At 37.9% G+C, this 22,466-nt stretch carries 23 protein-coding genes and 3 tRNA genes; 14 read left to right on the plus strand and 12 right to left on the minus strand.

What is annotated here, in order from left to right; genetic code table 11:
- Positions 1-165: 165 nt before the first annotated feature.
- From AC5YD2_RS07315 to AC5YD2_RS07325, 3 genes are all read left to right on the plus strand, one after another.
- Positions 166-1,605, plus strand: a complete 1,440-nt coding sequence (locus AC5YD2_RS07315) for a M48 family metallopeptidase (protein WP_496125701.1) — start codon at positions 166-168, stop codon at positions 1,603-1,605.
- Between the two features lie 107 nt (positions 1,606-1,712).
- Positions 1,713-2,084 carry a GFA family protein gene (locus AC5YD2_RS07320; protein ID WP_496125702.1) on the plus strand — a complete coding sequence of 124 codons (372 nt, stop codon included), beginning with the start codon at positions 1,713-1,715 and terminating at the stop codon, positions 2,082-2,084.
- A gap of 90 nt (positions 2,085-2,174) precedes the next feature.
- On the plus strand, positions 2,175-2,543 hold the full coding sequence (locus tag AC5YD2_RS07325; RefSeq protein WP_496125703.1) for a hypothetical protein: 369 nt from the start codon (positions 2,175-2,177) through the stop codon (positions 2,541-2,543).
- 204 nt (positions 2,544-2,747) lie between these two features.
- Here the strand turns inward: AC5YD2_RS07325 and AC5YD2_RS07330 are convergent, their stop codons facing one another.
- Positions 2,748-3,194, minus strand: a complete 447-nt coding sequence (locus AC5YD2_RS07330) for a GatB/YqeY domain-containing protein (protein WP_496125704.1) — start codon at positions 3,192-3,194, stop codon at positions 2,748-2,750.
- 38 nt (positions 3,195-3,232) lie between these two features.
- Entirely contained in the window at positions 3,233-3,448 is a 216-nt protein-coding gene (gene rpsU, locus AC5YD2_RS07335) for a 30S ribosomal protein S21 (RefSeq protein WP_001136722.1), read from the minus strand.
- 144 nt (positions 3,449-3,592) lie between these two features.
- Here rpsU and tsaD point away from each other — a divergent pair, with 144 nt between their 5' ends.
- On the plus strand, positions 3,593-4,609 hold the full coding sequence (tsaD, locus tag AC5YD2_RS07340; protein ID WP_496125705.1) for a tRNA (adenosine(37)-N6)-threonylcarbamoyltransferase complex transferase subunit TsaD: 1,017 nt from the start codon (positions 3,593-3,595) through the stop codon (positions 4,607-4,609).
- Between the two features lie 812 nt (positions 4,610-5,421).
- Here tsaD and AC5YD2_RS07345 read toward each other — a convergent pair.
- Both AC5YD2_RS07345 and AC5YD2_RS07350 read right to left on the minus strand, forming a co-directional pair.
- The gene (locus AC5YD2_RS07345) at positions 5,422-6,504 is read right to left on the minus strand and encodes a DUF6670 family protein (protein WP_496125706.1); all 1,083 of its coding nucleotides are present in this window, start codon (positions 6,502-6,504) and stop codon (positions 5,422-5,424) included.
- Positions 6,505-6,655: 151 nt separating this feature from the next.
- Entirely contained in the window at positions 6,656-7,204 is a 549-nt protein-coding gene (locus AC5YD2_RS07350; RefSeq protein ID WP_496125707.1) for a DUF4385 domain-containing protein, read from the minus strand.
- A gap of 128 nt (positions 7,205-7,332) precedes the next feature.
- Between AC5YD2_RS07350 and AC5YD2_RS07355 the strand changes: the two genes are divergently transcribed.
- A complete protein-coding gene (locus AC5YD2_RS07355) occupies positions 7,333-8,643 on the plus strand; it encodes an esterase-like activity of phytase family protein (RefSeq protein WP_496125708.1) in 1,311 nt (436 codons plus the stop codon).
- Between the two features lie 54 nt (positions 8,644-8,697).
- On the opposite strand, the gene AC5YD2_RS07360 is transcribed toward AC5YD2_RS07355, so the two are convergent.
- Entirely contained in the window at positions 8,698-9,576 is an 879-nt protein-coding gene (locus tag AC5YD2_RS07360) for an ATP-binding protein (RefSeq protein WP_496125709.1), read from the minus strand.
- A gap of 202 nt (positions 9,577-9,778) precedes the next feature.
- Here AC5YD2_RS07360 and AC5YD2_RS07365 point away from each other — a divergent pair, with 202 nt between their 5' ends.
- The 5 genes from AC5YD2_RS07365 to AC5YD2_RS07385 all read left to right on the plus strand — a co-directional run bounded on the left by AC5YD2_RS07365 (position 9,779) and on the right by AC5YD2_RS07385 (position 12,503).
- Positions 9,779-11,320: a DUF3336 domain-containing protein gene (locus AC5YD2_RS07365; protein WP_496125710.1), complete on the plus strand. Its 1,542-nt coding sequence runs from the start codon at positions 9,779-9,781 to the stop codon at positions 11,318-11,320.
- 88 nt (positions 11,321-11,408) lie between these two features.
- A complete protein-coding gene (locus AC5YD2_RS07370; protein WP_496125711.1) occupies positions 11,409-12,080 on the plus strand; it encodes a protein kinase domain-containing protein in 672 nt (223 codons plus the stop codon).
- Positions 12,081-12,188: 108 nt separating this feature from the next.
- Positions 12,189-12,273: transfer RNA gene (locus AC5YD2_RS07375), tRNA-Leu, on the plus strand.
- A 38-nt stretch (positions 12,274-12,311) separates the two neighbouring features.
- Positions 12,312-12,385 (plus strand) — tRNA-Trp (locus AC5YD2_RS07380).
- A 33-nt stretch (positions 12,386-12,418) separates the two neighbouring features.
- Positions 12,419-12,503, plus strand: a tRNA-Leu gene (locus tag AC5YD2_RS07385).
- 337 nt (positions 12,504-12,840) lie between these two features.
- Here AC5YD2_RS07385 and AC5YD2_RS07390 read toward each other — a convergent pair.
- Positions 12,841-13,044 (minus strand): hypothetical protein, encoded by a 204-nt coding sequence (locus AC5YD2_RS07390; RefSeq protein WP_496125712.1) that lies wholly within the window; start codon positions 13,042-13,044, stop codon positions 12,841-12,843.
- A 388-nt stretch (positions 13,045-13,432) separates the two neighbouring features.
- Positions 13,433-14,164 carry a hydroxyacylglutathione hydrolase gene (gene gloB, locus AC5YD2_RS07395; RefSeq protein ID WP_496125713.1) on the minus strand — a complete coding sequence of 244 codons (732 nt, stop codon included), beginning with the start codon at positions 14,162-14,164 and terminating at the stop codon, positions 13,433-13,435.
- A 187-nt stretch (positions 14,165-14,351) separates the two neighbouring features.
- Between gloB and AC5YD2_RS07400 the strand changes: the two genes are divergently transcribed.
- Complete coding sequence (locus tag AC5YD2_RS07400) at positions 14,352-14,765, plus strand: DUF4951 domain-containing protein (protein ID WP_496125714.1); 414 nt, start codon at positions 14,352-14,354, stop codon at positions 14,763-14,765.
- Positions 14,766-14,827: 62 nt separating this feature from the next.
- Here AC5YD2_RS07400 and AC5YD2_RS07405 read toward each other — a convergent pair whose 3' ends face one another.
- The 5 genes from AC5YD2_RS07405 to AC5YD2_RS07425 all read right to left on the minus strand — a co-directional run bounded on the left by AC5YD2_RS07405 (position 14,828) and on the right by AC5YD2_RS07425 (position 19,829).
- Positions 14,828-15,487, minus strand: coding sequence for a hypothetical protein (locus tag AC5YD2_RS07405; protein ID WP_496125715.1), 660 nt, complete (start codon positions 15,485-15,487; stop codon positions 14,828-14,830).
- 72 nt (positions 15,488-15,559) lie between these two features.
- Positions 15,560-16,255 carry a methionine ABC transporter permease gene (locus AC5YD2_RS07410; RefSeq protein WP_496125716.1) on the minus strand — a complete coding sequence of 232 codons (696 nt, stop codon included), beginning with the start codon at positions 16,253-16,255 and terminating at the stop codon, positions 15,560-15,562.
- Positions 16,252-17,277 (minus strand): methionine ABC transporter ATP-binding protein, encoded by a 1,026-nt coding sequence (locus AC5YD2_RS07415; RefSeq protein ID WP_496125717.1) that lies wholly within the window; start codon positions 17,275-17,277, stop codon positions 16,252-16,254. Before AC5YD2_RS07415 ends, AC5YD2_RS07410 begins: the two co-directional genes overlap by 4 nt.
- Before the next feature lie 73 nt (positions 17,278-17,350).
- Positions 17,351-18,226, minus strand: coding sequence for a MetQ/NlpA family ABC transporter substrate-binding protein (locus AC5YD2_RS07420; RefSeq protein WP_496125718.1), 876 nt, complete (start codon positions 18,224-18,226; stop codon positions 17,351-17,353).
- 727 nt (positions 18,227-18,953) lie between these two features.
- Positions 18,954-19,829 (minus strand): MetQ/NlpA family ABC transporter substrate-binding protein, encoded by an 876-nt coding sequence (locus tag AC5YD2_RS07425; protein WP_496125719.1) that lies wholly within the window; start codon positions 19,827-19,829, stop codon positions 18,954-18,956.
- A 166-nt stretch (positions 19,830-19,995) separates the two neighbouring features.
- On the opposite strand from AC5YD2_RS07425, the gene AC5YD2_RS07430 reads away from it, so the two are divergent.
- The 3 genes from AC5YD2_RS07430 to tnpC all read left to right on the plus strand — a co-directional run bounded on the left by AC5YD2_RS07430 (position 19,996) and on the right by tnpC (position 22,435).
- Positions 19,996-20,424: a transposase gene (locus AC5YD2_RS07430; RefSeq protein ID WP_496125720.1), complete on the plus strand. Its 429-nt coding sequence runs from the start codon at positions 19,996-19,998 to the stop codon at positions 20,422-20,424.
- The gene (gene tnpB, locus AC5YD2_RS07435) at positions 20,421-20,756 is read left to right on the plus strand and encodes an IS66 family insertion sequence element accessory protein TnpB (protein ID WP_496125721.1); all 336 of its coding nucleotides are present in this window, start codon (positions 20,421-20,423) and stop codon (positions 20,754-20,756) included. Before AC5YD2_RS07430 ends, tnpB begins: the two co-directional genes overlap by 4 nt.
- 74 nt (positions 20,757-20,830) lie before the next feature.
- Positions 20,831-22,435 carry an IS66 family transposase gene (gene tnpC / locus AC5YD2_RS07440; protein WP_496125722.1) on the plus strand — a complete coding sequence of 535 codons (1,605 nt, stop codon included), beginning with the start codon at positions 20,831-20,833 and terminating at the stop codon, positions 22,433-22,435.
- The last annotated feature ends 31 nt before the right edge of the window (positions 22,436-22,466 follow it).

Consider the following 22,466-nt stretch of genomic DNA (forward strand, 5'->3'; position numbering starts at 1 on the left):
ATGTGAGTTATTTTTAAAATATCTTATCGGGGGAGTTAGGTTTTGAGCTATATGTTGATGTGATTTTTATCTTTTTTCAAGTTAAAGATTCATAACACATCATTGCAAATTCATTCAATTTTCAGTGTTATAGTCTGAACGTATTCATCTGTTTGAGTTGATGTTTTGAAAAAAACCTTATTTGCATTGAGTTTATGTTTGAGTGCTATGTGTAGCGCTGATGATATCTTTAATACTGAAAAGGTACCTACATTTGATATTCCTGAGATTGGGGCTGGAGTAGGTTTGATTGATCAGCAACGCGAACAACTGATCGGTGAAAAAGTCTATCGTCAAGTTCAAAATCAACTGCCAGTTTTGCATGATGTCTGGTTAGAAGATCAGTTCATGTCCATATTTACACGTATATTAAGCCAAACTAAGCTTGGAAGACCGATTGGACTGGTTATTGTAAATGATCCTCAAATTAATGCTTTTGCAGTACCTGGTGGTTTGTTTGCGCTAAATGCAGGTTTAATCACGTTATCTAAGAATCTAGATGAGGTATCGGGGGTGATGGCGCATGAAATTGCGCATGTATCACAGCGTCATTATAGTCGCTCTCAGGAAGCGTTTAAGGGGCAAGGTTTATTAGCACTCGCCGGTATTATTGTTGGTGCTGCCATTGCAGCACAAGCAGATAGTGATGTTGGTAGTGCGGTAATGATGGGAACTCAGGCAGCATTGGTCGATAAACAACTCAGCTACAGCCGTAATCAGGAGCGTGAGGCTGACCGTATTGGGATGCAGTTAATGTATGGAGCGGGATATAACCCGCACAGTATGGCTGATTTTTTTGAGACCATGAATCGTGCAACGGCTCGCGTCAGCTTTATGCCTGATTTTTGGTTTACGCATCCATTGACGACCCAACGTATGAGTGAAGCTCGGTTAAGAGCGAATCAATTTCCACGTATACCACTCAGTAATACTCAGCAAGAATTCGAAGTGATTAAGTGGTACACCGCAGTGGTGACCAATCAATCTTCAGAATCACAACTGAAAACTTTAGCGCAGAATAAAAATTTTGGTGGAATACTGGCACTTGCTGAATATTACCTGAGAAAAGGTGAGCTCACTTTAGCCCAACAGCAATTAGATGTGGCTAAAACGATTCAACCTGCACATACCTTATTGGCTTTGATTCAAGCAGATCTTTATTTAGAACAAGATAAAATAGATACTGCAATGCAGGTGATTTTGCCTAAGCAAAGAGTCATGCCTGAAAATAGAGCGCTAGCTTATAAGTTGGCGCATATCTATAACTTAAAAAAACAGCCTATTGAAGCGGAGCGAATCGTAAATAGATTCCTGATTAAAAATAATCGAGATATTGTTGCTTGGCAACTGATGCAGCAATCTGCAAATTTAAACCGTGAAAATCCAATGCGAACAATTAATGTACTGCGTTATCGAGCAGAAGTTGAGTATTGGAAAGGTGCTGAAGAGGTGGCTATTAAATCTCTAATCCATGCACAACGGCTCGCTAAGGAAAACAATTCAATGTCAGCGAAGATTAATAGCCGACTGAATGCCATGCAAAAAGAGCATACTCAGAAAATTTAAAACATTTTGTTAAGCTAAGTTTTCGAATTAAAGAGTAATTAAAATTATAATTTAAAACGACCCTTATAGGATGGTAAGGAAATAGTATGGTAGGAAAAGAGCTGAGAATGATTAAAGGTCAGTGCTTATGTGGCGCAATGAGTTATCAGTATCACGGCCAAATTCATCAAAGTATTCTGTGTTTCTGTGGTGATTGTCAATTAGCTCAAGGCACAGTTATGGCATGGAATAGTGCATTAGAACGCTCCAAATTTGAAATCTGTACGGGTCATGACATTTTAAAAGAATATTTTCATACGCCAAATAAAGCACGTGTATTCTGTGGCGTATGTGGTAGTCCAATCTATTCTTACCGTCTCGATTTACCTGATGTTATTCGTCTAAGATTGGGCACAGTGACAGAAGGCAAGGTGCCGTTTCCTAAAGAATATTTTTATATTGAAAATAAACCTAAATTTGTAGAACTTAATCACGCTTAGTGTTTGATTTATGTGGTAAATCGATGGTTGTAAGTGTGAATTCAACATATAATCATTGGTGTTTAATCATGGATTGAAGAAATTAACTTGATGAAAAATAAGATATTGGCGTTGCTTCTCATTGCACTTTGCACTCCATCATTTGCGCAGCAACTTCCTGAAAGGTTTGCTCGTGATTTAGATAAAATCACGCAACAATATAGTCAGGATATGCGTGAATTTTTAAAGTCTCTACCACCAACCACGGTTCAATTTAATACTCAGCAAAAAAATCAATACTGTTCAATTGTGGCTACTTATGTACATGATTTTTATCAATTAACCACTAAAAATAGAGATTCACTACCTTTTTCTTATGCAAATATGACAAAACAAGATGTGATCGATAAAGTCCAACAATCGAAAGAAATGCAAATTTTAAAAGACTATGATATTCAATGTGATTTAAATCAGAATTAAAGCGGATAATTTGAAGAATTAAATGAAATTTTAAAAATCAAAGCATGATCAGTGATTAAGGATGCTGAAAATGAGCAAGTTTATTTTTATTATTTTTGAATCTAAGAAACTTGGATTATATATTTGGCTATTTAATCAAATAGAGAATTCATCGAAAGATGATGAGATTAAATAGACCAAATCAAACAGTATACGAAAAGAGGGTTACGCCAGTTTAGCTTTGATTTTAGCTGAAACTTGTGCAGGATCGGCACGTCCGGCTATGATCGGACGTAGAGAATTCATCACCTTACCCATATCTTTAATGCTAGTAGCTTGTTGAGCAAGAATAGTTTGCTCAATCACGGAATCAAGTTCTTCCTCAGTCATAGCTGCTGGTAGAAACTGAGATAAAATCTCAACTTCGGCTTGTTCCTTACTAGCTAAGTCTTGTCGATTAGCACCTTCAAAGGCTTTAATCGATTCTTTACGTTGCTTGATTTGCTTTTCAATGACCGCGAGAACTCGATTATCATCTAGTTCAACGCGTTCATCGACTTCGATTTGCTTAATTGCTGCCTGAAGACTACGGATTACCGTTAACTTGTCCATTTCTTTGGCACGCATTGTTACCTTCAAAACTTCAGTTATTTGGCTTTTTAAAGTAGTCATTTATATATTCCAGACAGTCAATCAATCACAAATTAATCTTAGTAAAGGCGAGTAGTGCGTACAGATTCGCGAGCCAATTTCTTTTGGTAGCGTTTAACTGCAGCAGCTTTTTTACGCTTACGTTCTTGAGTTGGTTTTTCATAGAATTCGCGCTTACGAACATCTGCTAAAACACCAGCTTTTTCGCATGAACGTTTGAAACGACGGATAGCTACGTCTACTGGTTCGCCTTCTTTCAATTTAACTTGTGGCATGAAGAATCCTCTAGTTTATGGATAAGACTTAACGCCGAATTGCGCTAAGTCACAAGTGAAGGTCAGTATTTTACTCATTTACATCTCATACCACAAGTCTATAATAGCTTTAGCAATATTTTGAAATGTATAAAAGGCAATTTAATGATCGTTCTGGGCTTAGAAACTTCGTGTGACGAAACAGGTCTCGCACTCTATGACAGTGAAGTCGGCTTAAGAGGACAGGTACTTTATAGTCAAATTAAATTGCATGCAGAATATGGTGGTGTGGTGCCAGAATTGGCTTCTCGCGACCATGTTCGGAAGCTTATTCCTCTGATGAATCAATTACTTGAAGAAAGTGGTGTAAATAAATCGGAAATTGATGCTGTTGCTTATACACGTGGCCCAGGCCTGATGGGTGCATTGATGACCGGTGCTTTGTTTGGTCGTACTTTAGCATTTGCTTTAAATAAGCCTGCGATTGGGGTACATCATATGGAAGGTCATATGCTTGCTCCATTACTGTCAGAGACTCCACCGGAATTTCCGTTCGTAGCACTTCTGGTTTCAGGTGGTCATACGCAACTCATGGCGGCTTACGGTATTGGTCAATACGAAATGTTGGGTGAGTCGATTGACGATGCAGCAGGTGAGGCATTTGATAAAGTGGCTAAAATGATGAGCCTGCCTTATCCAGGTGGTCCAAATATTTCAAAATTGGCTGAGCAAGGTGATGCTAAAGCCTTTGATTTTCCACGTCCAATGTTACATCAAGGTTTAGACTTTTCATTTAGTGGTTTAAAAACCTCTGTTTCTAATCAATTGAAAAAAGTGGAAGGTCAGGGGCGTGAAGCTGATATTGCGGCTTCATTCCAAGAAGCTTTGGTTGATACCCTTGTTAAAAAGTCTGTAAAAGCTTTGAAACAAACCAATCTGAAACGTTTGGTGATCGCAGGTGGTGTAAGTGCCAATAAACGCTTGCGTGAGCGCTTAGAAGCTGATTTGGCGAAGATCAAAGCTCAGGTATATTATGCAGAACCTGCATTATGTACGGACAATGGCGCGATGATTGCTTTCTCTGGTTATCAACGCTTGAAAGCGGGGCAACAGGATGATCTGGTTGTCACGACCACACCACGTTGGCCGATGACGGAATTAAGCAATCCAGAAGCAGATTGATTGAAAGAAAAGAGGCTTAAGCCTCTTTTTTATCACCACACTTTTAAAAAAAAACTTAAACTGAATTTTTTAGTTTTAAAATCAACATTATTTTAGATTTACCGCTTTATCATTTATATAAAAAAATGCATCTGTTCTAGCGCTCAGTGCAAAAAAACTACCTAGAAGAAATAGATTATACGCAGTGTGAACAAAGCCTGAAATAAAGATAAATCCACCTATTACAATAACGAACACTAAAACTAAAAGGAGTAAATTCATGATTTTTTTCGTGGCGCTTTACAAGTAACTATAAGGCCAATGACAATCAACCCAATGAAAAAAGAGATGAGTAATGCTTTTATCTATTTGCTTATCTGAAAATTGGTGACCCACTAAAGTGAGAGTGAATAACACAATATTCATTACAAGCCAACAAGCCAACGCCATAAGCGAAATAAAGAAAATTCATGTCTCAAATGAATATTTATAAAGAATGCAAACCATACTAAAAAATATCAAGTTAGCGTAGATTTATTTCATTGGTCTTAATGAGTTATTAATGCAACCCGAATCCTGCTTAAGGAAATGAGACCATTCATCTTGAGATTTATCCATCATTTTGAGCATAAAAAAGTCTATGCTTTGATGTGATAACACTAAGAATTAATCATAAAATTACATTTATCCTATGATTTTAAAGGAAAATCCTTATCCGCGATTCAGGTTAATGCAGTATTTTTAATTAATCTTGATGTGTATTATTTGTATGGATTCAAATATTGAAAAACTAAGTGTAATTTAATTGTACCTAAAAAGTGGACATCGGGTGTTCAGGAGTCATTTTTTTGGAGATTGATATATTCTATATATCCAACACCCTCAATATTTTCAGATTTTAATATGCCTTTGTATCGATAAGAAGCGGCATACCCACAACCCAGACCGTACTGAAATTCAGTTTCACATTCCCCTAGCATATTTAAAATCTCTAAACCCTCCTTTTTTACGACCCACTGGAACGTTTTTGGAATTTTCATTGCTTGACCATAAGGTGATATCTTAGGTTGATCAAAGTATTCCACAACTTCAAATTTTACATCTGTATAAACTTCTGCATGTTGATAGAGGTATCTAATATGAGCGGAGTAAGTAGCCACTTTGCCCAAAATATCTGCTTTCGTCAGTAAAATTTGAGTAGATTGATTCACGTTAATGATTTGATAAGTAAAAAAATCGAGTGGGATTTTATGCTGTTGAGGCAAAAGTTTAGAATAAAATGTATGCATGCCTGTGGATCGTGCGTACTCATAAGTACATAGATCTGTAATGTGATATGTTCGGTGCTGGTCTTTTAACGTGCCCGAAATTTTCGACAGCAAACTAAAATGGTCATAAATGGGATTTTTTAAAAACCAAGAAACATGACGAGTGACTTCTAAATTAAAATCGAAAGTTAATCCCAAATACTGGCCTTTAAGTGTTATATCTGGCAATTGTCCCTGAATTTTTAAATCATTCCCAAGACGGATGAGATCTCCCTGTTCAGTAATGTCACATTCCTCATCAAAATCATAAGCTTTCAAAAAAGAATTTGAATAAGCTGCAGTACTTGAAAATACTGTTGCAGTACGTCGAGGGGATTTCTTAGCTGAAATCAAATGATGATGGTCAAATGCTAGGGCGCTTGGTGTACCTAAAATAATGATGATATTCAAATAGCGATGCGGTTCAGGTAAGTTGGGAATATAAATCCCATAGTGAGTCCAGCTGTAATATTGTTCGTCTATTCTAGGACGAATAATTGAATCATCTAAGAACGTAAGTCTTGAACTCGAGACAGCAGAATCAAGCAATGGCTTTAAACTTAGAAGGGAGTGACCAAGAAATTTAGAAATAAGGGAATGTTTGTGCATATTGAAAGATTCAATGATAAAATTCTGAATAAGAATATTAGTGAGAGACGTTTTTTTGGTCAGTATTTTTGATTCAGGTTTATGTTTAACATTAAACCTGAATTTTTGTCATAGAAAATGAGTATCAAAATTTGTATCACTTGTATTAATTTCAATTTTCATGAATTAATTTTTTAAAATCTTCTTTTAATTCAATATACTTTGGGTGAATTTTTGCCTTATCCCATTTTGCCTTAAATATTCGAGCCGATTCAGCTTTAATAGGGTCTTCTGACGTTCGAGGAAGTTCATTTCGTCCGTGTGCACCACTTAAACCTTTTTTATCATCAGGTACGGGCCCATCATATTTCTTACCGCCTTTATGGTTTGCATAACGTCTTGCACGGGTATAGCCCATTTGAAGAAATTTTCTCGCCATATCGGCACCGACAAAATCATTGTTATTTAAGTAATCTAAAAATAATGCATAAATCTTCTCACTACTTTCTGTTGCTTTTTCAGGATCGGCAAATTTCCAAAAGGGAAGAATTTCTGATTTATAAGGTTCTACCAATAGAACACCTTGTTCACCACGACCAATACGATAAAGCTCAGGGCGTTTCCTAAAATTAATCTGATCGAAATCCAATTCATAATTAAACGAATTGGAGTGAACTCGAGACAGGCGTTTGGGAATCACTGCAGTATTTTTCTTTTTCATGGTTAAATTCCTTGTTTAAGCACCATGATACGGCGAACAAAACGGACAAGAAGTCTTCTTTTGTAATTAGAAATGAAGCAGTATTGAAACGAGAAAATGAAAAATAATGCCAATAAGGATGAAATTCGATGTTAAACCCACTGAATACAACTATTGATTATAAAGCCTTTGCCCAAGGTGTACGTTTTGATTATAAGATCATGAATGTCCAAGATATTACTGATGGTGCAAATCCAGATCGAATGATCGAGTTTCGCTTAGGGGGATTTGGTTCAGACCTTTCACCACACCCGGTAAATCCAAATCAGTTTTATGCCTTAACAGACCGTGGACCAAACACCGACTACAATATAAATGAGGATCACGGTAAAAAGTTTTTAGATCCAAGTTATTGTCCACGTATTGGTCATTTCGAACTTACTCATGACGGAAAAATTATAAAAATTAAAGAAATATTACTAAAGACACCACAGGGGAAAAATATTACAGGCTTACCTAATGCGCATTTTGGCGCAAATAAGGAAACGGCCTATGATCGAAATGGTCAGCGAATAGTGCCAGGCACAGATGAATATGGCTTAGATAGTGAAGCATTGGTGGCACTCAAAGACGGAACTTTTTGGGTGAGTGATGAGTATGGTCCACATTTAGTCCATTTTAATGCCGAAGGTGTTGAAATTGACCGCATTAATGCCTATGAGCAGGATAGTCGCCGAATTGGTGGATATATGTTACCGCTAGAATATTCTAGGCGCCGACAAAATCGCGGTATGGAAGGATTAGACATCAGTCCTGATCAAACCACATTGGTCGGCATTATGCAATCTGCTATGAGTTTACCAAATGCTTCGGTGAATGCTGCTGATTTAACTCGAATATTGATGCTAAATTTAGTTACAGGCAAAATTTCGCAATACTTATATCGTCAAGAGGCTAGCGAAACAGTGCATTCTAATACCGCAATTATGGCGTTGAATGAACATCAGTTTTTGGTATCTGAACGAGATGATGATTTTTATAAAGATAATCCCAAGGCATTTAAACGCATTTTTAAAATAGAAATTCAGTACGCTACCGATTTAGAAGCTATTCAATCGCAGGGATTATTCCAACAGGATGAGGAATTAGGTTTGCTAATCGGGGGACTCACTCCGGAACAATATGTTTTGCAATATGGATGGGATGGATTAGAGCAACAAGGTATACATCCAGTCAGTAAAACTTTGGTATTAGATTTGATAGAAAAACTCAAGTATCCACATGACAAAGTAGAGGGGCTTTGGCTGATTGATCAACAGCATTTAGCAATACTCAATGATGATGATTATGCATTTAGTGATGATCAAGGCGTGATTCAGCAAAAGTATTTAGACAATCAAAAAACAATCATTGATGGCAATACTTTATATGTTGTTGCAGATATTGAATTGAATCCATAAATAAAAAAGGGATGAGCTTTCAAACTCATCCTTTTGAATAATATAGAGGACTTATCATTTTTGAGCATTAATTAATTGCTGTGAGCCAATCCAATGCTTAGAAAATTGATAGGCTGCACGACCAGAACGCTGTCCACGACTTTGACTCCAACGCAGCGCCTCTGCACGAACCCATTCAGTCATTGGAATATTTTGTTTCGCTAAGTAATGTTCAACGATCTCTAAATACAGATTTTGATCCATCGGGTAAAAGGACAACCATAATCCGAATCGATCAGACAATGAGATCTTTTCTTCAATTGCTTCTTGAGGATGTAATTCGGTGTACTGTGGTACATCCACCCGTGTGACAGGCGTATTTTCATGCATGAATTCAGGCAGTAAGTGGCGACGATTACTGGTGGCATAAATAATAAAATTATTTGAGCCAGACTGTAGTGAACCATCCAAAACACTTTTTAAACTTCGATAATTTTCATCTTCAGCATTAAAAGCCAAATCATCACAATAGACGATGAATTTTTCAGGACGATCTTGAATGAGCTTTTGAATTTCAGGTAAATCCGCTAGATCATCACGTTCAATTTCAATCAGTCTTAAACCATCATTTTGATACTTTGATAACAGTGCACGCACAATAGAAGACTTACCTGTTCCTCGGGAACCTGTCAGTAGCACATCATTTGCAGGCAGTCCGTTTAAAAACTGCTCGGTATTTTGCAACACTTTTTGCATTTGACGATCAATGCCTTTCAGGTCATCTAAAAGAATTTGCTTCGGTTGGTGAATTGCTTTGAGTTGCTTGTTCTGCCATTTAAAGGCAGGAGCAGTGAAGTCTGTATTTTGCTTGGGTTCTGGTAGAACATTTTGTAATTGTTCTAGAACAGTGGAAAGGCGCTCTATAAGGTGATCTGGAAGTTCTAAAGTTGCCATATATTTAAGCTAAAGTATTGTTTAAAACCATCTTAATCTAGCATAGTTCACCGAACAATAACTGAAGATTGATCACAAAGCTGAAGTATTTAATCATCAATAAAATAATATTTTGGTGATTGATTAATGTGCATAAATTCAGCATAGTTTTGAGGAGAAAAATTTTGAATCCTCAGGATTAAAATCAAAGGAATAATTAAAAATGGCATTTAATCACCGTTCTGATCTTAATCCACATCAACTTTACCGTATTAAAAAATTAAAAAGAGAGCTGAATCGAGCTGAAACTTACGCAGAATGGAAAGATATTGCACTGAGTTTAGACTTGGAAACGGGTTCTCAAGAATGGAAATATGACAATAGTTCTCCATATTTTGATGCTGAAATTATCTCACGCCGTTTGAACATGTTGCGTCGTTACAAGCTACAAAATCGTGTGGTGGATTTGATTTATATTTTAAGGGAAGGCTTATCGCATGATGTTGCGAATATTGGTCACCCGATGCTTTATACACAAACCTTTGTTGGAACTAAAAAAATCATTGAGGATTATATTCATGAAGTCAGTGAAAGCCTGATTTTTATCGCATCTCACAAGTGTGATTCACTGAGTATTCAAGAAAAGATCGATTTTTTTCAAAACTGTCAGCTGGCTTATGGTCAGCCTGCAATGATGTTTTCAGGTGGGGCAACATTGGGCTTATTTCATACAGGCGTATGTAAAGCACTTCGAGAACAGGACTTAATGCCGAAAGTGCTCTCAGGTTCGAGTGCAGGTGCAATGATGACAGCAATGCTCGGTGTATCGAATTCAGCCGAAATTGATCAGATTCTTACAGGTGAAAGTTTTTACAGTGAAGCATTTTATTTTCGGAGTTTCAAAGAGTTACTCCGCGGAGATGGTGGCTTTGCCGATGTGCGCTATCTTAAAAAGTTCTTGGTGGAAAATTTAGGTGATCTGACCTTTGAAGAAGCTTATGAAAAATCTGGCTTAGATATCAATATCAGTGTTGCACCTTATGACGTAGCACAAGAGGGTGCGCGTATTATGAATAAGTATACTGCACCAGATTTATTGGTGTGGAGTGCTGTGCTTGCTTCATGTGCAGTGCCAATCTTATTCCCACCAGTACGTTTAACCAGCAAGCGCTATGATGGTGTTCATACTCCTTATTTGGCCAGTATCCGCTGGGTGGATGGTAGTGTACGCAGTGATTTTCCTCAGGAGAAGTTGGCACGCTTGTATAATGTCAATTACACCATTGCCAGTCAGGTCAATCCGCATATTGTACCGTTCATGCAATCAGATGAAGAGCGCTTTCGTACCGACCTACTCAGTTGGCCTCAGCGTATTGTACGCACACATGGTAAGGCGATTGCAATGGATGTAATGAATTTCACTCGTGATCGTATGGGGCGGGTGCCAACAGTGCGCCGTATGCTGGATCATGGTTATGGTATTGTCGATCAGCGTTATTATGGTGATTTAAATATCATTGGAAATTTTAGTTATAAACATTATCAATATATGCTGCAAAATCCACGTCCGCATTTATTTAAAGTTTTACAACAAGAAGGTGAGCGTGCAACATGGTCTAAAATATCCAGTATTGAAGCACATGCTCGAATTGGCAAAACCATTGAGCATTGCTTAGACCTATTGAAACCATTGCAAGCGAAAAGCCAACGTGTTGAACCTCAAATTTCAAGATCAAATCTTCCCTCAGCTCAAGCAAGCTCATAATTCAGAGCAAAGCCAAAAGTTTGGTCGTCATTTGTATCGAATCGCAAATGATGGCCAAAGCTATTGGATAAAATTGCAAAATAGAAATATGAGCGCACAGCATGAACTGAGTTTTTTAAATGAGCTCAATCAATATCAGAATATTTATCAGCTCAATCCAAAGATTTTAGCGCCACACCAAATCATCGACTTTAATCAATTAGAACATCGAATAATAGAAAATGCTGTTCCTTCAATTTTGATTATTCAAGATCTTCAAGCCTTATTTGGTATTTCTCCATTAGGTTTACCTTTGGGTTTTATCAAATCAGTTTTTTTACAGAGTCTTGATGTGTTGGAGAACGTACACGAACTTGGCTATCTCCATGGTGATTTAAAAGCTGAGCATTTTAGAACTTTTAAAAATAGCGCGGTGTTAATTGATCTGGAGCAATGCATAGATCTAAATCGTAAAGCTTTGCTGGAAAATACCGCTACGCCACGCTATATGGCACCTGAGTTATTTCATGCTGAACCAAAAACGTATGCAACCGATCTTTATGCACTCGGTATTATTTGGTTGGAATGGCTAACACAAACTAAATTACAAGCAAAAACCTACATGGAATGGGCAAAATTACACTGTCAAAGCTTAAAAATTGAATTAGATGAGCAATTTAAACAATTTGAAAGCTTGTTTGAGCTACTTTTAAATAAGAATAAAGCATTGCGTTGTACAAATTTTTATCAAATAAAACAGCAATTAAGCGATATTGTTTAAAGAAAAAGCAAGGAGTAGTTAAATCGTTTTATATTTAATCAAACAATCATTTTTTTAATAAAAAGGGCTTGTCAGGTGGGGGTGATCTCTATAATATACACAGCCATCGGGGACGTGGCGAAATTGGTAGACGCACTGGATTTAGGTTCCAGCGCCGCAAGGTGTGAGAGTTCGAGTCTCTCCGTCCCCACCAAGTAATTTACTAGGTGGAACGACCGAAGTAAGTGAAATAGAGGATTGGTGTAATGGTAGCATGACGGTCTCCAAAACCGTTCGTCAAGGTTCGAGTCCTTGATCCTCTGCCAAGTTTTATGAACCTCAGATTTTGAGTGTTTAATGGGGACGTGGCGAAATTGGTAGACGCACTGGATTTAGGTTCCAGCGCCGCAAGGTGTGAGAGTTCGAGTCTCTCCGTCCCCACCATGATTAAAGCAAGGTTTGATACCTTGCTTTTTTATTGCCTAAAATTTGATAAATCAATTTAAAAATATTTTATAAATTTCTAATCTATAAACTTAAAGGGGCAGGTGCTAGATTAATCGCTCAGTTGAATGACTATGTTGAATTGATAAATCTTTTTGAATCTGTTTGTGTGCATCAATATTAGATTATTTTTGGTTATGAAATTTAATGATTAAATCTAAAACATAAAAAAGCCCAAATCCTTGGGCATGAATGGTCTTACTTGTGTTTTTAATTTGATTTAGAAAATTTAGAGCTTAATTACCAGAATAACTTGGATGAGTTTTCTGAAAAGTAATTAAGCTTTTAAATGATCTTCGAACTCTTCGCCCAATTGCATCGCTAAATTGTTGCCAGATAAATCACACGTGACTAAACCATATTCTTTCTTAAAGCTAAAAGTAAAGCCGCGGTTATCGGTTAAGGTTTTTACTGAATAGCCTAATTTTTCTAACCAAATACGAAATGCGATTAAATTTTTTGCTTTAACAACCTTTTTCATTAGATAACTCCTTTTAGTGATCTTTATTAAATAGGGGTGAAAAAAAACTTTTTAAAGGGCAAATGCTGATGGATGAGTCAAAATAATTTTGTTTGTTTATTTTATACCCACTTCTTATTTTTGAAATATTAAAGATGTTTCAAAATGCATTGTAAATTTAAGTTAAGATTCTGTTTTAATTAATGATTTATAAAAATATGAAAATTTTTAAGTCTCTAGAAAATTTTTTATTTTGTGATGAGTTTGTGAGGTTGGATTGAATGAATTTTATTGTGAAATTTGAGAGATTATTTTAATAAACACCTAAACTAAACGTTCAAGTGTTTAATTTTATGAAAATTTTTACGAAAAATAAAATTAAATAATTCATTTAGATAGCAATACTGTTCTAAAAATTATCTTTTCGTTCTCGAATATGTTTAAATTCTTCGGCATTTTCAACCCGTAGAAATGGATTGGTTTCAAGTTCTAGTTCAATAGTGGATGGGAGTGTGATTTCACCTGCTGCTCTGAGGTCTTGGACTTCTTTTACACGTAGTTGTAGTGCCTTGTTGTCTGGCTCTACAGTGAGTGCAAACAAGCCATTGGATAGTGTGTACTCATGTGTGCAGTAGACTTGAGTTCGAGGCGGGAGGGCGGCCAAGCGATTGAGCGATTGATACATTTGTTCCGCTGTGCCTTCAAACAAGCGACCACACCCCATTGCAAACAATGTGTCGCCACAAAACAGCGTATCAATCTCATCAATAAAGAATGCAATGTGTCCAAGCGTATGACCTGGAATTGCAAAAACATCGACAACTAATCCATTAAATTGAAATTGGGCATTATTATCTAGTGGATGGCTGATAAAAGGAATTTTCGACAGTTCTTCTCGAGGTCCATAGACAGGTATTTGATGTTCAGCAATCAGTTCAGGCACACCGCCAATATGGTCTTTATGCCAATGCGTCAGCCAGATCTGTTTGAGTGAAATTTGATGGTTTAGGCAAAAAGAATGAACTAGATCTGCTTCAGTTGGGTCAACGACAATCGCTTCTTTGGTGTCAGTGTCTTCCAATAACCAAATATAATTCTGAAGTGCATTTTTAACATCAATCACGTGTATTTGGTAAGCCATGAACATATCCTTAGGTGACTTGCTTGATCGAACAGTATTTTCTAATTTCATCCTAATTTATGCAGGCAAAATTGTAAATTCTAGTCATAATTTATTCATTCAAATATAAAAGCATAAAATTGAGCTTTTCAGCTTTTTAACAGCAGGGTATCTTGAATATATAAATATATAGGGTTGAATCTAGAAAATGAAAAAATGGAATATCCTAGCAATTTTGATAGCTTCAAGTGTGATGGTTGCATGTGCGAGTAATTCGCCAGCGCAGAATAAGGCGAGTAGCGAATTTAAGCGTGACCCATTATGTAAAGTGAATGAAAGTATTGAACGAAATGCAGTGCCTGCAACGCCAAATAACATGAGTCTACCGAGTTTTGGTCAAGGGGTGATTGGTTGGGCGACAGGACCTGAAGGGGCAAAAGCGCGTTTGGAAAATATAGCTTTAAAAGATATCCAAGGTTTTAAAGACAAAGGTGTGACGTTGCCAATGGTGAAAGAGTGGCAAGCGTTCTATGAGAATGAAGTGAAACGCAATCCATGCAATCCAACAGCGCCATTTAGAGCGGATTTAATGAAAAAGATCGCTGATCTTTGGGTGGATTAAGCCATTTAAAAAATATGAATAGCCTTTAAATGTAGCAAGCTTAAAGGCTCATTCCTATTAAATTAGCAGGCAATACCTTGATTGATCTCAAGGCTGGCTAATTTGCCATTCTGAAATTCAAAATATAAAGCTGACGTATAAGCAGCATCAAAATCTGTCGGATTTTTGAGGTAATGTTTTGCCTCGGAAGCATTGAGCATCAAAACAATATTGTTTTTATTGTTAGCAGAGATTGGAAAGTCTTTTTTGAATTGGGCTAAGGTATATTTTGCATCGATTGTTTTTTGATTTAATTTGAGTTGCTCGGTTAAGTGGGTAGCATTGCTCCAACTAAGCCAGACACGACCTTTGGTTGTGCTGAGTTGCTGGAAATTATTTTTTGTCTTGTAGTATGCATCTGATTTAATTTGAGGATTATCCTCTGCAAATATTTCGAATTTGAGCTGCTTATGATGGTTAAACGCCGTTGAATATTCATGGTTGGCTGTACATTCGGAGTACTCTTTTGATATTTTTTGAATCGTTTTACCAAATATTTTATCCACTTGATTGGCGGATACAGGCTTGCTAAGTTCGATACCATTCACTTGAACCGAGGTCACATAGTCCATCGTGGTTTTAGCAAAAGAATATGTTGGTAAAATTAAGGTGAATGCGATAACTGAGGATGTGATAATTTTCATTGTTTTATCGGGTTTAGATTTTTCAAGCACACTAAACATTTCAGATGCGAAATGCAAACGATAAAAATAAGAGCGCCAATAAAATAAAAGCCCTCAACTGAGGGCTTCATTTCATCGCATTTTTGCTAAGCGTTCACCGATCATTTGTACAAGCTGTACTAAGATCAGTAATACAACCACAGTTAAGATCACAACACTGGTATCAAAGCGCTGGTAACCATAAGAAATCGCCAAATCACCAATCCCTCCAGCACCGACAGCACCGGCCATTGCCGTTGCGCCAATTAAGCTAATGGTCGCAGTAGTCAGGTTGAGAATCAGTGAGCTACGTGCCTCAGGCAAGATAAACTTAAATACGATTTGAAGCGGAGAGGCACCCATCGCTTGAGCAGACTCTACAATGCCTTCATTGACTTCTAGCAGCGATGTTTCAACCAAACGACCAATATAAGGGCCGACATAAATCGTCAAAGGAACAATCGCAGCCCATGTACCAATCGATGTACCCACAAGCAGCTTTGTCAGAGGTAATACGGCAATCAGTAAGATAATAAAGGGGAGTGATCGAAGCGCATTCACAATGGGGTTTAAGCCGTGGTAAATCGCTCGATTGGGTAAAATCCCTCCGTTACGTGTTACCACTAAAGTAATCCCTTGAATAAATCCCCAGATCGTACCGAAAATCATCGCAAAGAAAACCATGTGGAAGGTTTCTTGCAGTGCAGTGACAAACTGGTCGATTGACAGTGAACTTTTCCAAAATGGCGCTGTGATTTCAGTTAACCATTGAACAATCAAATCTCTCATTCGGATACTCCTGATTGTTCAACTTTGACACCATGCTGTTCAAAAAAATGAATGGTTTGTTGAATAGTCTCTGCATTACCTAAGAGTTGAACAAACATCTGACCAATCACAGCGCCGTGAATCTCGGTCATATTGGCAAATAAAATATTCAGGCTGATATCGAACTGCTTAATTGCCGCTTGTACAACGGTTTCTTGAGCTGACGTACCTAAAAATTGTAGGCTATAAATACTATGGTGATTTTGATTTTCTAAATTATTCAAAATTTTGACAGGAAGCTGTTGTTGTAAAACGGTCTGTATAAATGTTTTCGTGGTCGGATGTTGAGGTTGGCTGAAAATTTCAAGTGTTGAACCTGTTTCAATGACTTTCCCTTGTTCCATCACAGCGACATAGTCACAAACCGATTCAATCACATCCATTTCATGCGTCACCATGACAATGGTAATCCCTTGCTCTTTATTAATTTTTTTGAGTAATTCGAGCACAGACTTGGTCGTTTGTGGGTCAAGTGCACTGGTTGCTTCATCACACAGTAAAATTTTAGGATGATTGGCAAGGGCACGTGCAATACCGACCCGTTGCTTCTGACCACCTGAAAGCTCATCAGGGAAGGCATCTTTTTTATATTTTAGGTCAATAAAGTCGAGTAATTCATTTAAGCGTTTTTCACGCTCAGCTTTGCTAAACCCCAAAAGTTTAAGCGGCATCTCAATGTTTGCAGCAACTGTTTTGGTTTGCAGTAAATTGAAGTGCTGAAAAATCATGCCAATATTGGCGCGTTCTTGACGGAGCGAACGAGCATCCAATGCAGTAAAGTCTTTTTGATTAATCATTACCTGACCTTCATTGGGTCTTTCCAATAAATTAATCAAGCGAATCAGCGTACTTTTACCTGCACCACTATACCCAATAATGCCAAAAATACTGCCGTGAGGAATCGATAAATTAATCTGATCCAACGCGCGTATAGTTTGACCTTTGAGTTGATAGTGTTTTGAAATATTTTTAAATTCGATCATATCGTCAAGCACTATATATAAAATGAAAAACAGGCAAAGTTAATTTGCCTGTTTATTGAATAGAAGTATATTACTATTTTGATTCAGTGAGGTAGCTAATCGGTTTGTTTACATCAACTTTTGTACCTGCGAATTTTTCTTGAACGAACTGTTTTACCGCTTCAGTATGGTACAACGCACCTACTTTTTGTAAAACTGGATCATTTTGACGATCAGCAGCGGTTGCAAGAATGTTCACATTCATTTTTGTGCTTTGATCGATTGGTTCGTAGTAGATCGCATCTTTCAATACGTTCAAACCACCTTCCATGGCCAACGTATTACCTAAAACAATTGCATCAACTTCATCTTTCACACGTACAGCAGTTGCCATCTGAATCGGTTTAATCACGATTTGTTTGGCATTTTCGCTTACATCAGCCGTTGTGCCTTTTACATTGTCAAAGTCAGCTTTAAGCTTTACTAAGCCTGCTGATTGTAATAACAATAATGCGCGAGATTCGTTTGCACCGTCATTTGGGATTGCAATCGTTGCGCCTTGTTTAAACTCTTCCAGTTTTTTAACTTTGCTCGAGTAGATACCCATTGGCTCTAAATAGGTAGTCGATAATGGCGCAATCTTATCTTGATTAGATTCATTGAAAGCAACCAAATAAGCATAAGATTGGAAAGCATTCACATCAATTTCTTTATTGGCTACAGCTGTGTTCATCGCAACATAGTCAGTAAAGTTTTTAATTTCAAGCTTTAAACCGGCTTCTTTGGTTTCAGGTAAAGACGCGATGTGACGCCATGTGTCAGCATCTGAACCGGTTGACGCGATAGTTACGGTTTGAACTGCTGCTGTATCTGTTGGTTTAGCTTTAGCTTCAGGAGCAGGAGTTTCTTGTTTAGAACAACCTGCGATAGCTACGCTTAATCCCAATACAAGACCAATGATCTTTTTCATAAATGTTCCCTAGAGTAAATGAAATATTTACTCTAAATTTGAGTGAGTATAATGAGTGTTGCATAGTATGCATTTACGCTAAATACACTCAAAAGACTCAAAGTATTGCTGTATTATGCAAATGACAGGATGTTATTTCTTTCTTTAAAACCCTAAGATTAAAAGCGATTATTGTAGAAATAATATGTCGATATTTGCTTGTGGATTTGAATTTATCTTATCAGTAAATTGTTATCTGATATAGTGTAAACAATTAAGTTTTTTATCTAATAATATGATTAAGGTTTGTATTTTTATTTAAATTACCTAGATATTACAAAAGCTTATATTGATTGTTTAAGTTTTCATATTTCTGCTTTTGACTTGATATAATATTTTATTGAATATAAATAATATATATCGAAATTGATCAAAGTTTAAATTAATCTCGGACAAGCTAGTTTCACTAACTTATGAAATATGATCTATGCGCTGATTCGATTCTCAGCATATCGAATGTAAGGTGTAAAAATTTATGAGTCGAAGTTCATAGCGATGCAATCAGCTGAGTGTTCAAGGTCCAAATGGATGTATTTTAGTAATTATTTTTTTCATTTTGATCTTATCGTCTGTTTTTATGAAAGTTAATTAGATCTAAAAATAAGACTTAATTGCACAACCTCAGTGATGACAATCGCTATTCTATTTTATCACTTAGGTTGATATTCAGAACTGGGGTAGAACCGTCTTACTTAATGTCTGCAAACTCACTGATTGGACGGTTTACCTGAAATTTAGTGCCATCAAATTTCTCAGATAAAAAAGTTTGTACTTTAGCCAAATGATAAAGTTCTCCCAATTTTGCATAAATTGGATCATTTTTATTTTTTTCAGCTACACCCAATAAATTGACATACAAGGTTGTAGTTTTATCTACAGGTTCATGGAATATAGAATCTTTTAATACGTTTAGACCACCTTCAAGCGCAAGGGTATTGCCTAATACAACCGCATCGACATCTTTTTTGACACGAATCGCAGTTGTCATTTGAATGGGTTTGAGTTGGATCTCTTTCTTATTTTCAATCACGTCATTGACGCTACCTTTAGCGACATCAAAATCATCTTTTAGCTTGATTAAGCCCGCAGTCTGTAGAAGCGATAAAGCACGTGCTTCATTGGCTGTATCGTTCGGAATAGCAATAGTTGCACCTTGTGGGAACTCTGAAACAGTCTTAATGTTATTGGTATAAATACCCATTGGCTCTAAATACGTGGTTGCAACAGCAGCAATTTTATCTTTATTGGCAGCATTGTACGCAGCCAAATAGTTAAATGATTGGAATGCATTGACATCCTGTTCACCGCTAGCCACTGTTGTATTGAGTAATACATAGTCGGTTAAATTTTTAACTTCAAGCTTAATACCGGCTTCTTTGGTTTCAGGCAATCCAGCGATATAATTCCAAATATCAGTATCTGATCCTGTTGAAACAAGGCGAATGGTACGAAGTTCCGCTGAAGTATTGGTATCCGCAGTTTCATGTTCGTTTGATTTAGGCTTTGAGCAAGCTGAAAGCAGTATAGTAAATAGCGCTAAACTGAAAATGAGAATTTTTTTCATAATAGATCCAGTGTATTGGGTTTTTTATATGTTGATTCCTTATTAGAAGAGTAACGATGTTTTTGCTGTTTCTATAGTTTTATTGTAAGCGTCCGCTGAACCCCACTTTTCTTATTTGCTCAATATCCCGATAGTGTCCATTATTTATTAAATGGACATTATGTTTATGGCCTTAGACACTTTTATAGACACTGAACAAACGACAGAAAGAACCCGCAGAATCTTCGCAGCTGAGTTTAAACAGTACCTGGTCGAGCTTTGCCAGCAGCCAGATACGTCAGTAGCTAAGGTTGCAATGCAACATCAGATCAATGCCAATCTGCTGCATAAATGGATTCGCCAGTCCAGATCAATGCCCCCTGCATTAAAAAGCCCATCCAGTCCACAGACCGACTTTCTTCCCATCATTCTTCACCCGACTCCAGTCAGACAAGAAGCACCTCCGCCACCTGTGCCAGAGAAGAATGCTGTCGCTCATATCAGGATTCCATTGCATAAGGAACAAGGTTCCGCACGGGATCAGATGATCGAGATCGACTGGCCGGTGGAATCGGCAAAGGAATTACTGCCTTTAATTCAGGGCTTGATCAAATGATCCGTATCGATGAAATCTGGCTTGCTACCCAGCCGATGGATATGCGTGCAGGTATGGATACTGCCATGGCTCAGGTGCTGAGAGCATTTGGCTATATCAAACCACACTGCGCCTACCTGTTCTGTAATAAACGTGGCCATCGCATGAAAGTACTGGTGCATGATGGACTGGGCATCTGGCTGTGTGCCCGGCGGTTGGAACAGGGCAAATTTCACTGGGCTCAGGTTCACCAGGGTGAAACCGTGGCGATCAGCCCGGAACAGTTACAGGCGTTAATTCAGGGTCTGCCCTGGCAGAGAATCGGCTTACAGCAGGTGGTGAATATGCTCTAAACCAAGCTCATCCATTCTGCTATTCTCCAAACGTTTTATTTACACATATTCATGATCTCAGCCATACTGCGGTCATGAATACGCTGCCTGATTTAAGCCAACTGACCCATGAACAACTGCTGGAATTTACCCGGCAGTTGGCGCTGCAGCATCAACAACTCGCAGAAGATAAACAACAATTAGATGCCAAAGTTCAACATCTTGAAGTCACGAATCAACATCTTTCCATTCTTAATCAAAAATACGAGCATGAGCTTGCGCTATTTAAACAGCATAAATTCGGCAGTAAAAACGAACATCTAAGCGCAAAACAAATCCATCTATGGGACGAAGCGGTCGAAGAAGATATTGCTGCGGTTGATCTGGAACTGGAACGGCTGAATGCAGATAAAACCAATGCAGCTGCGCAGAAAGCCCCAGTCAACAAACCTAAACGTCGACCACTGCCAGATCACCTGCCAACCCTCCGTATTGAGCATGAACCTGCATCAACCCAATGTGCTTGTGGCTGCACCTTGCGTCGTATTGGCGAAGATATCAGTGAAAAACTGAATTTCAGACCGGCACAGTTCTATAAGGAACAGCATGTGCGTGGCAAATGGGTGTGTGATCAATGTGACACACTGACCCAACAAGCAATGCCGGCCTATGTGATTGAGAAAGGAATCGCTGCACCTGAACTGCTTAGCCATGTACTGGTGTCTAAATATGCCGATCATTTACCACTGTACCGTCAACGTCAAATCTTTCTACGCGCAGGTGTTGATCTGTCCAGATCAACCTTATCTGACTGGATAGGTCGCTGTGGTGTAGAGTTAGAAGGCCTAACCGATGCATTAAGGAAGGTGATCCTACAGCAAGCGGTGATTCATGCAGATGAAACACCTGTCACCATCATGCGGATGGATGATAAAGATAAAAAACCGAAGAAAGGTTATGTCTGGGCTTATGCAACAACTCAATATAATCCAATTCAAGCCGTGATTTATGACTTTCAGGATAGCCGTTCAGGTCAGCATGCTGAAGAGTTCCTGAAAGGCTGGCAGGGTCATCTGGTCTGTGATGATTACAGTGGCTACAAAGCACGCTTTAGATCAGGTCAGGTCATTGAGGTGGGCTGCATGGCGCATGCACGTCGTAAATTCCATGAGTTGCATGTGACTGGAAAAAGTCCGATTGCAGAACAGGCTTTGTTCTTGATTCAGAAGCTCTATGCGATAGAGGCTGAAATAAGAAAAAATACCGACGGTACAGCAGAACAACGCTATAAGTACCGGCAACAGTATAGTCAAGCTGTTATGCAGCAACTGTATGAATGGCTGACACAACATCAACTTGCAGTACCCTTAAGCTCTGCAACTGCTAAAGCCATCAATTACAGCCTAAAACGTTGGGAAGCCTTAAGCCGTTATCTGGATGATGGCAATCTACCTATTTGCAATAATTGGGCAGAGAATCAAATGCGGCCTTGGGCTTTGGGGCGTAAGAACTGGTTATTTGCAGGTTCGCTGCGCAGTGGTCAGCGAGCGGCAAATATCATGACTTTAATCCAGTCAGCAAAACTGAATGGGCTGGATCCGTATGCCTATTTAAGTGATGTGCTGAAAAGGTTGCCGACACATAAAGTGACTCAAATAGAAGAATTACTGCCACACCGCTGGAAACCTGAACCCCGTTAAAACATAGCAATGGGGTTCAGCGGATGTTTAC

The organism is Acinetobacter sp. CY73, assembly GCF_059515865.1.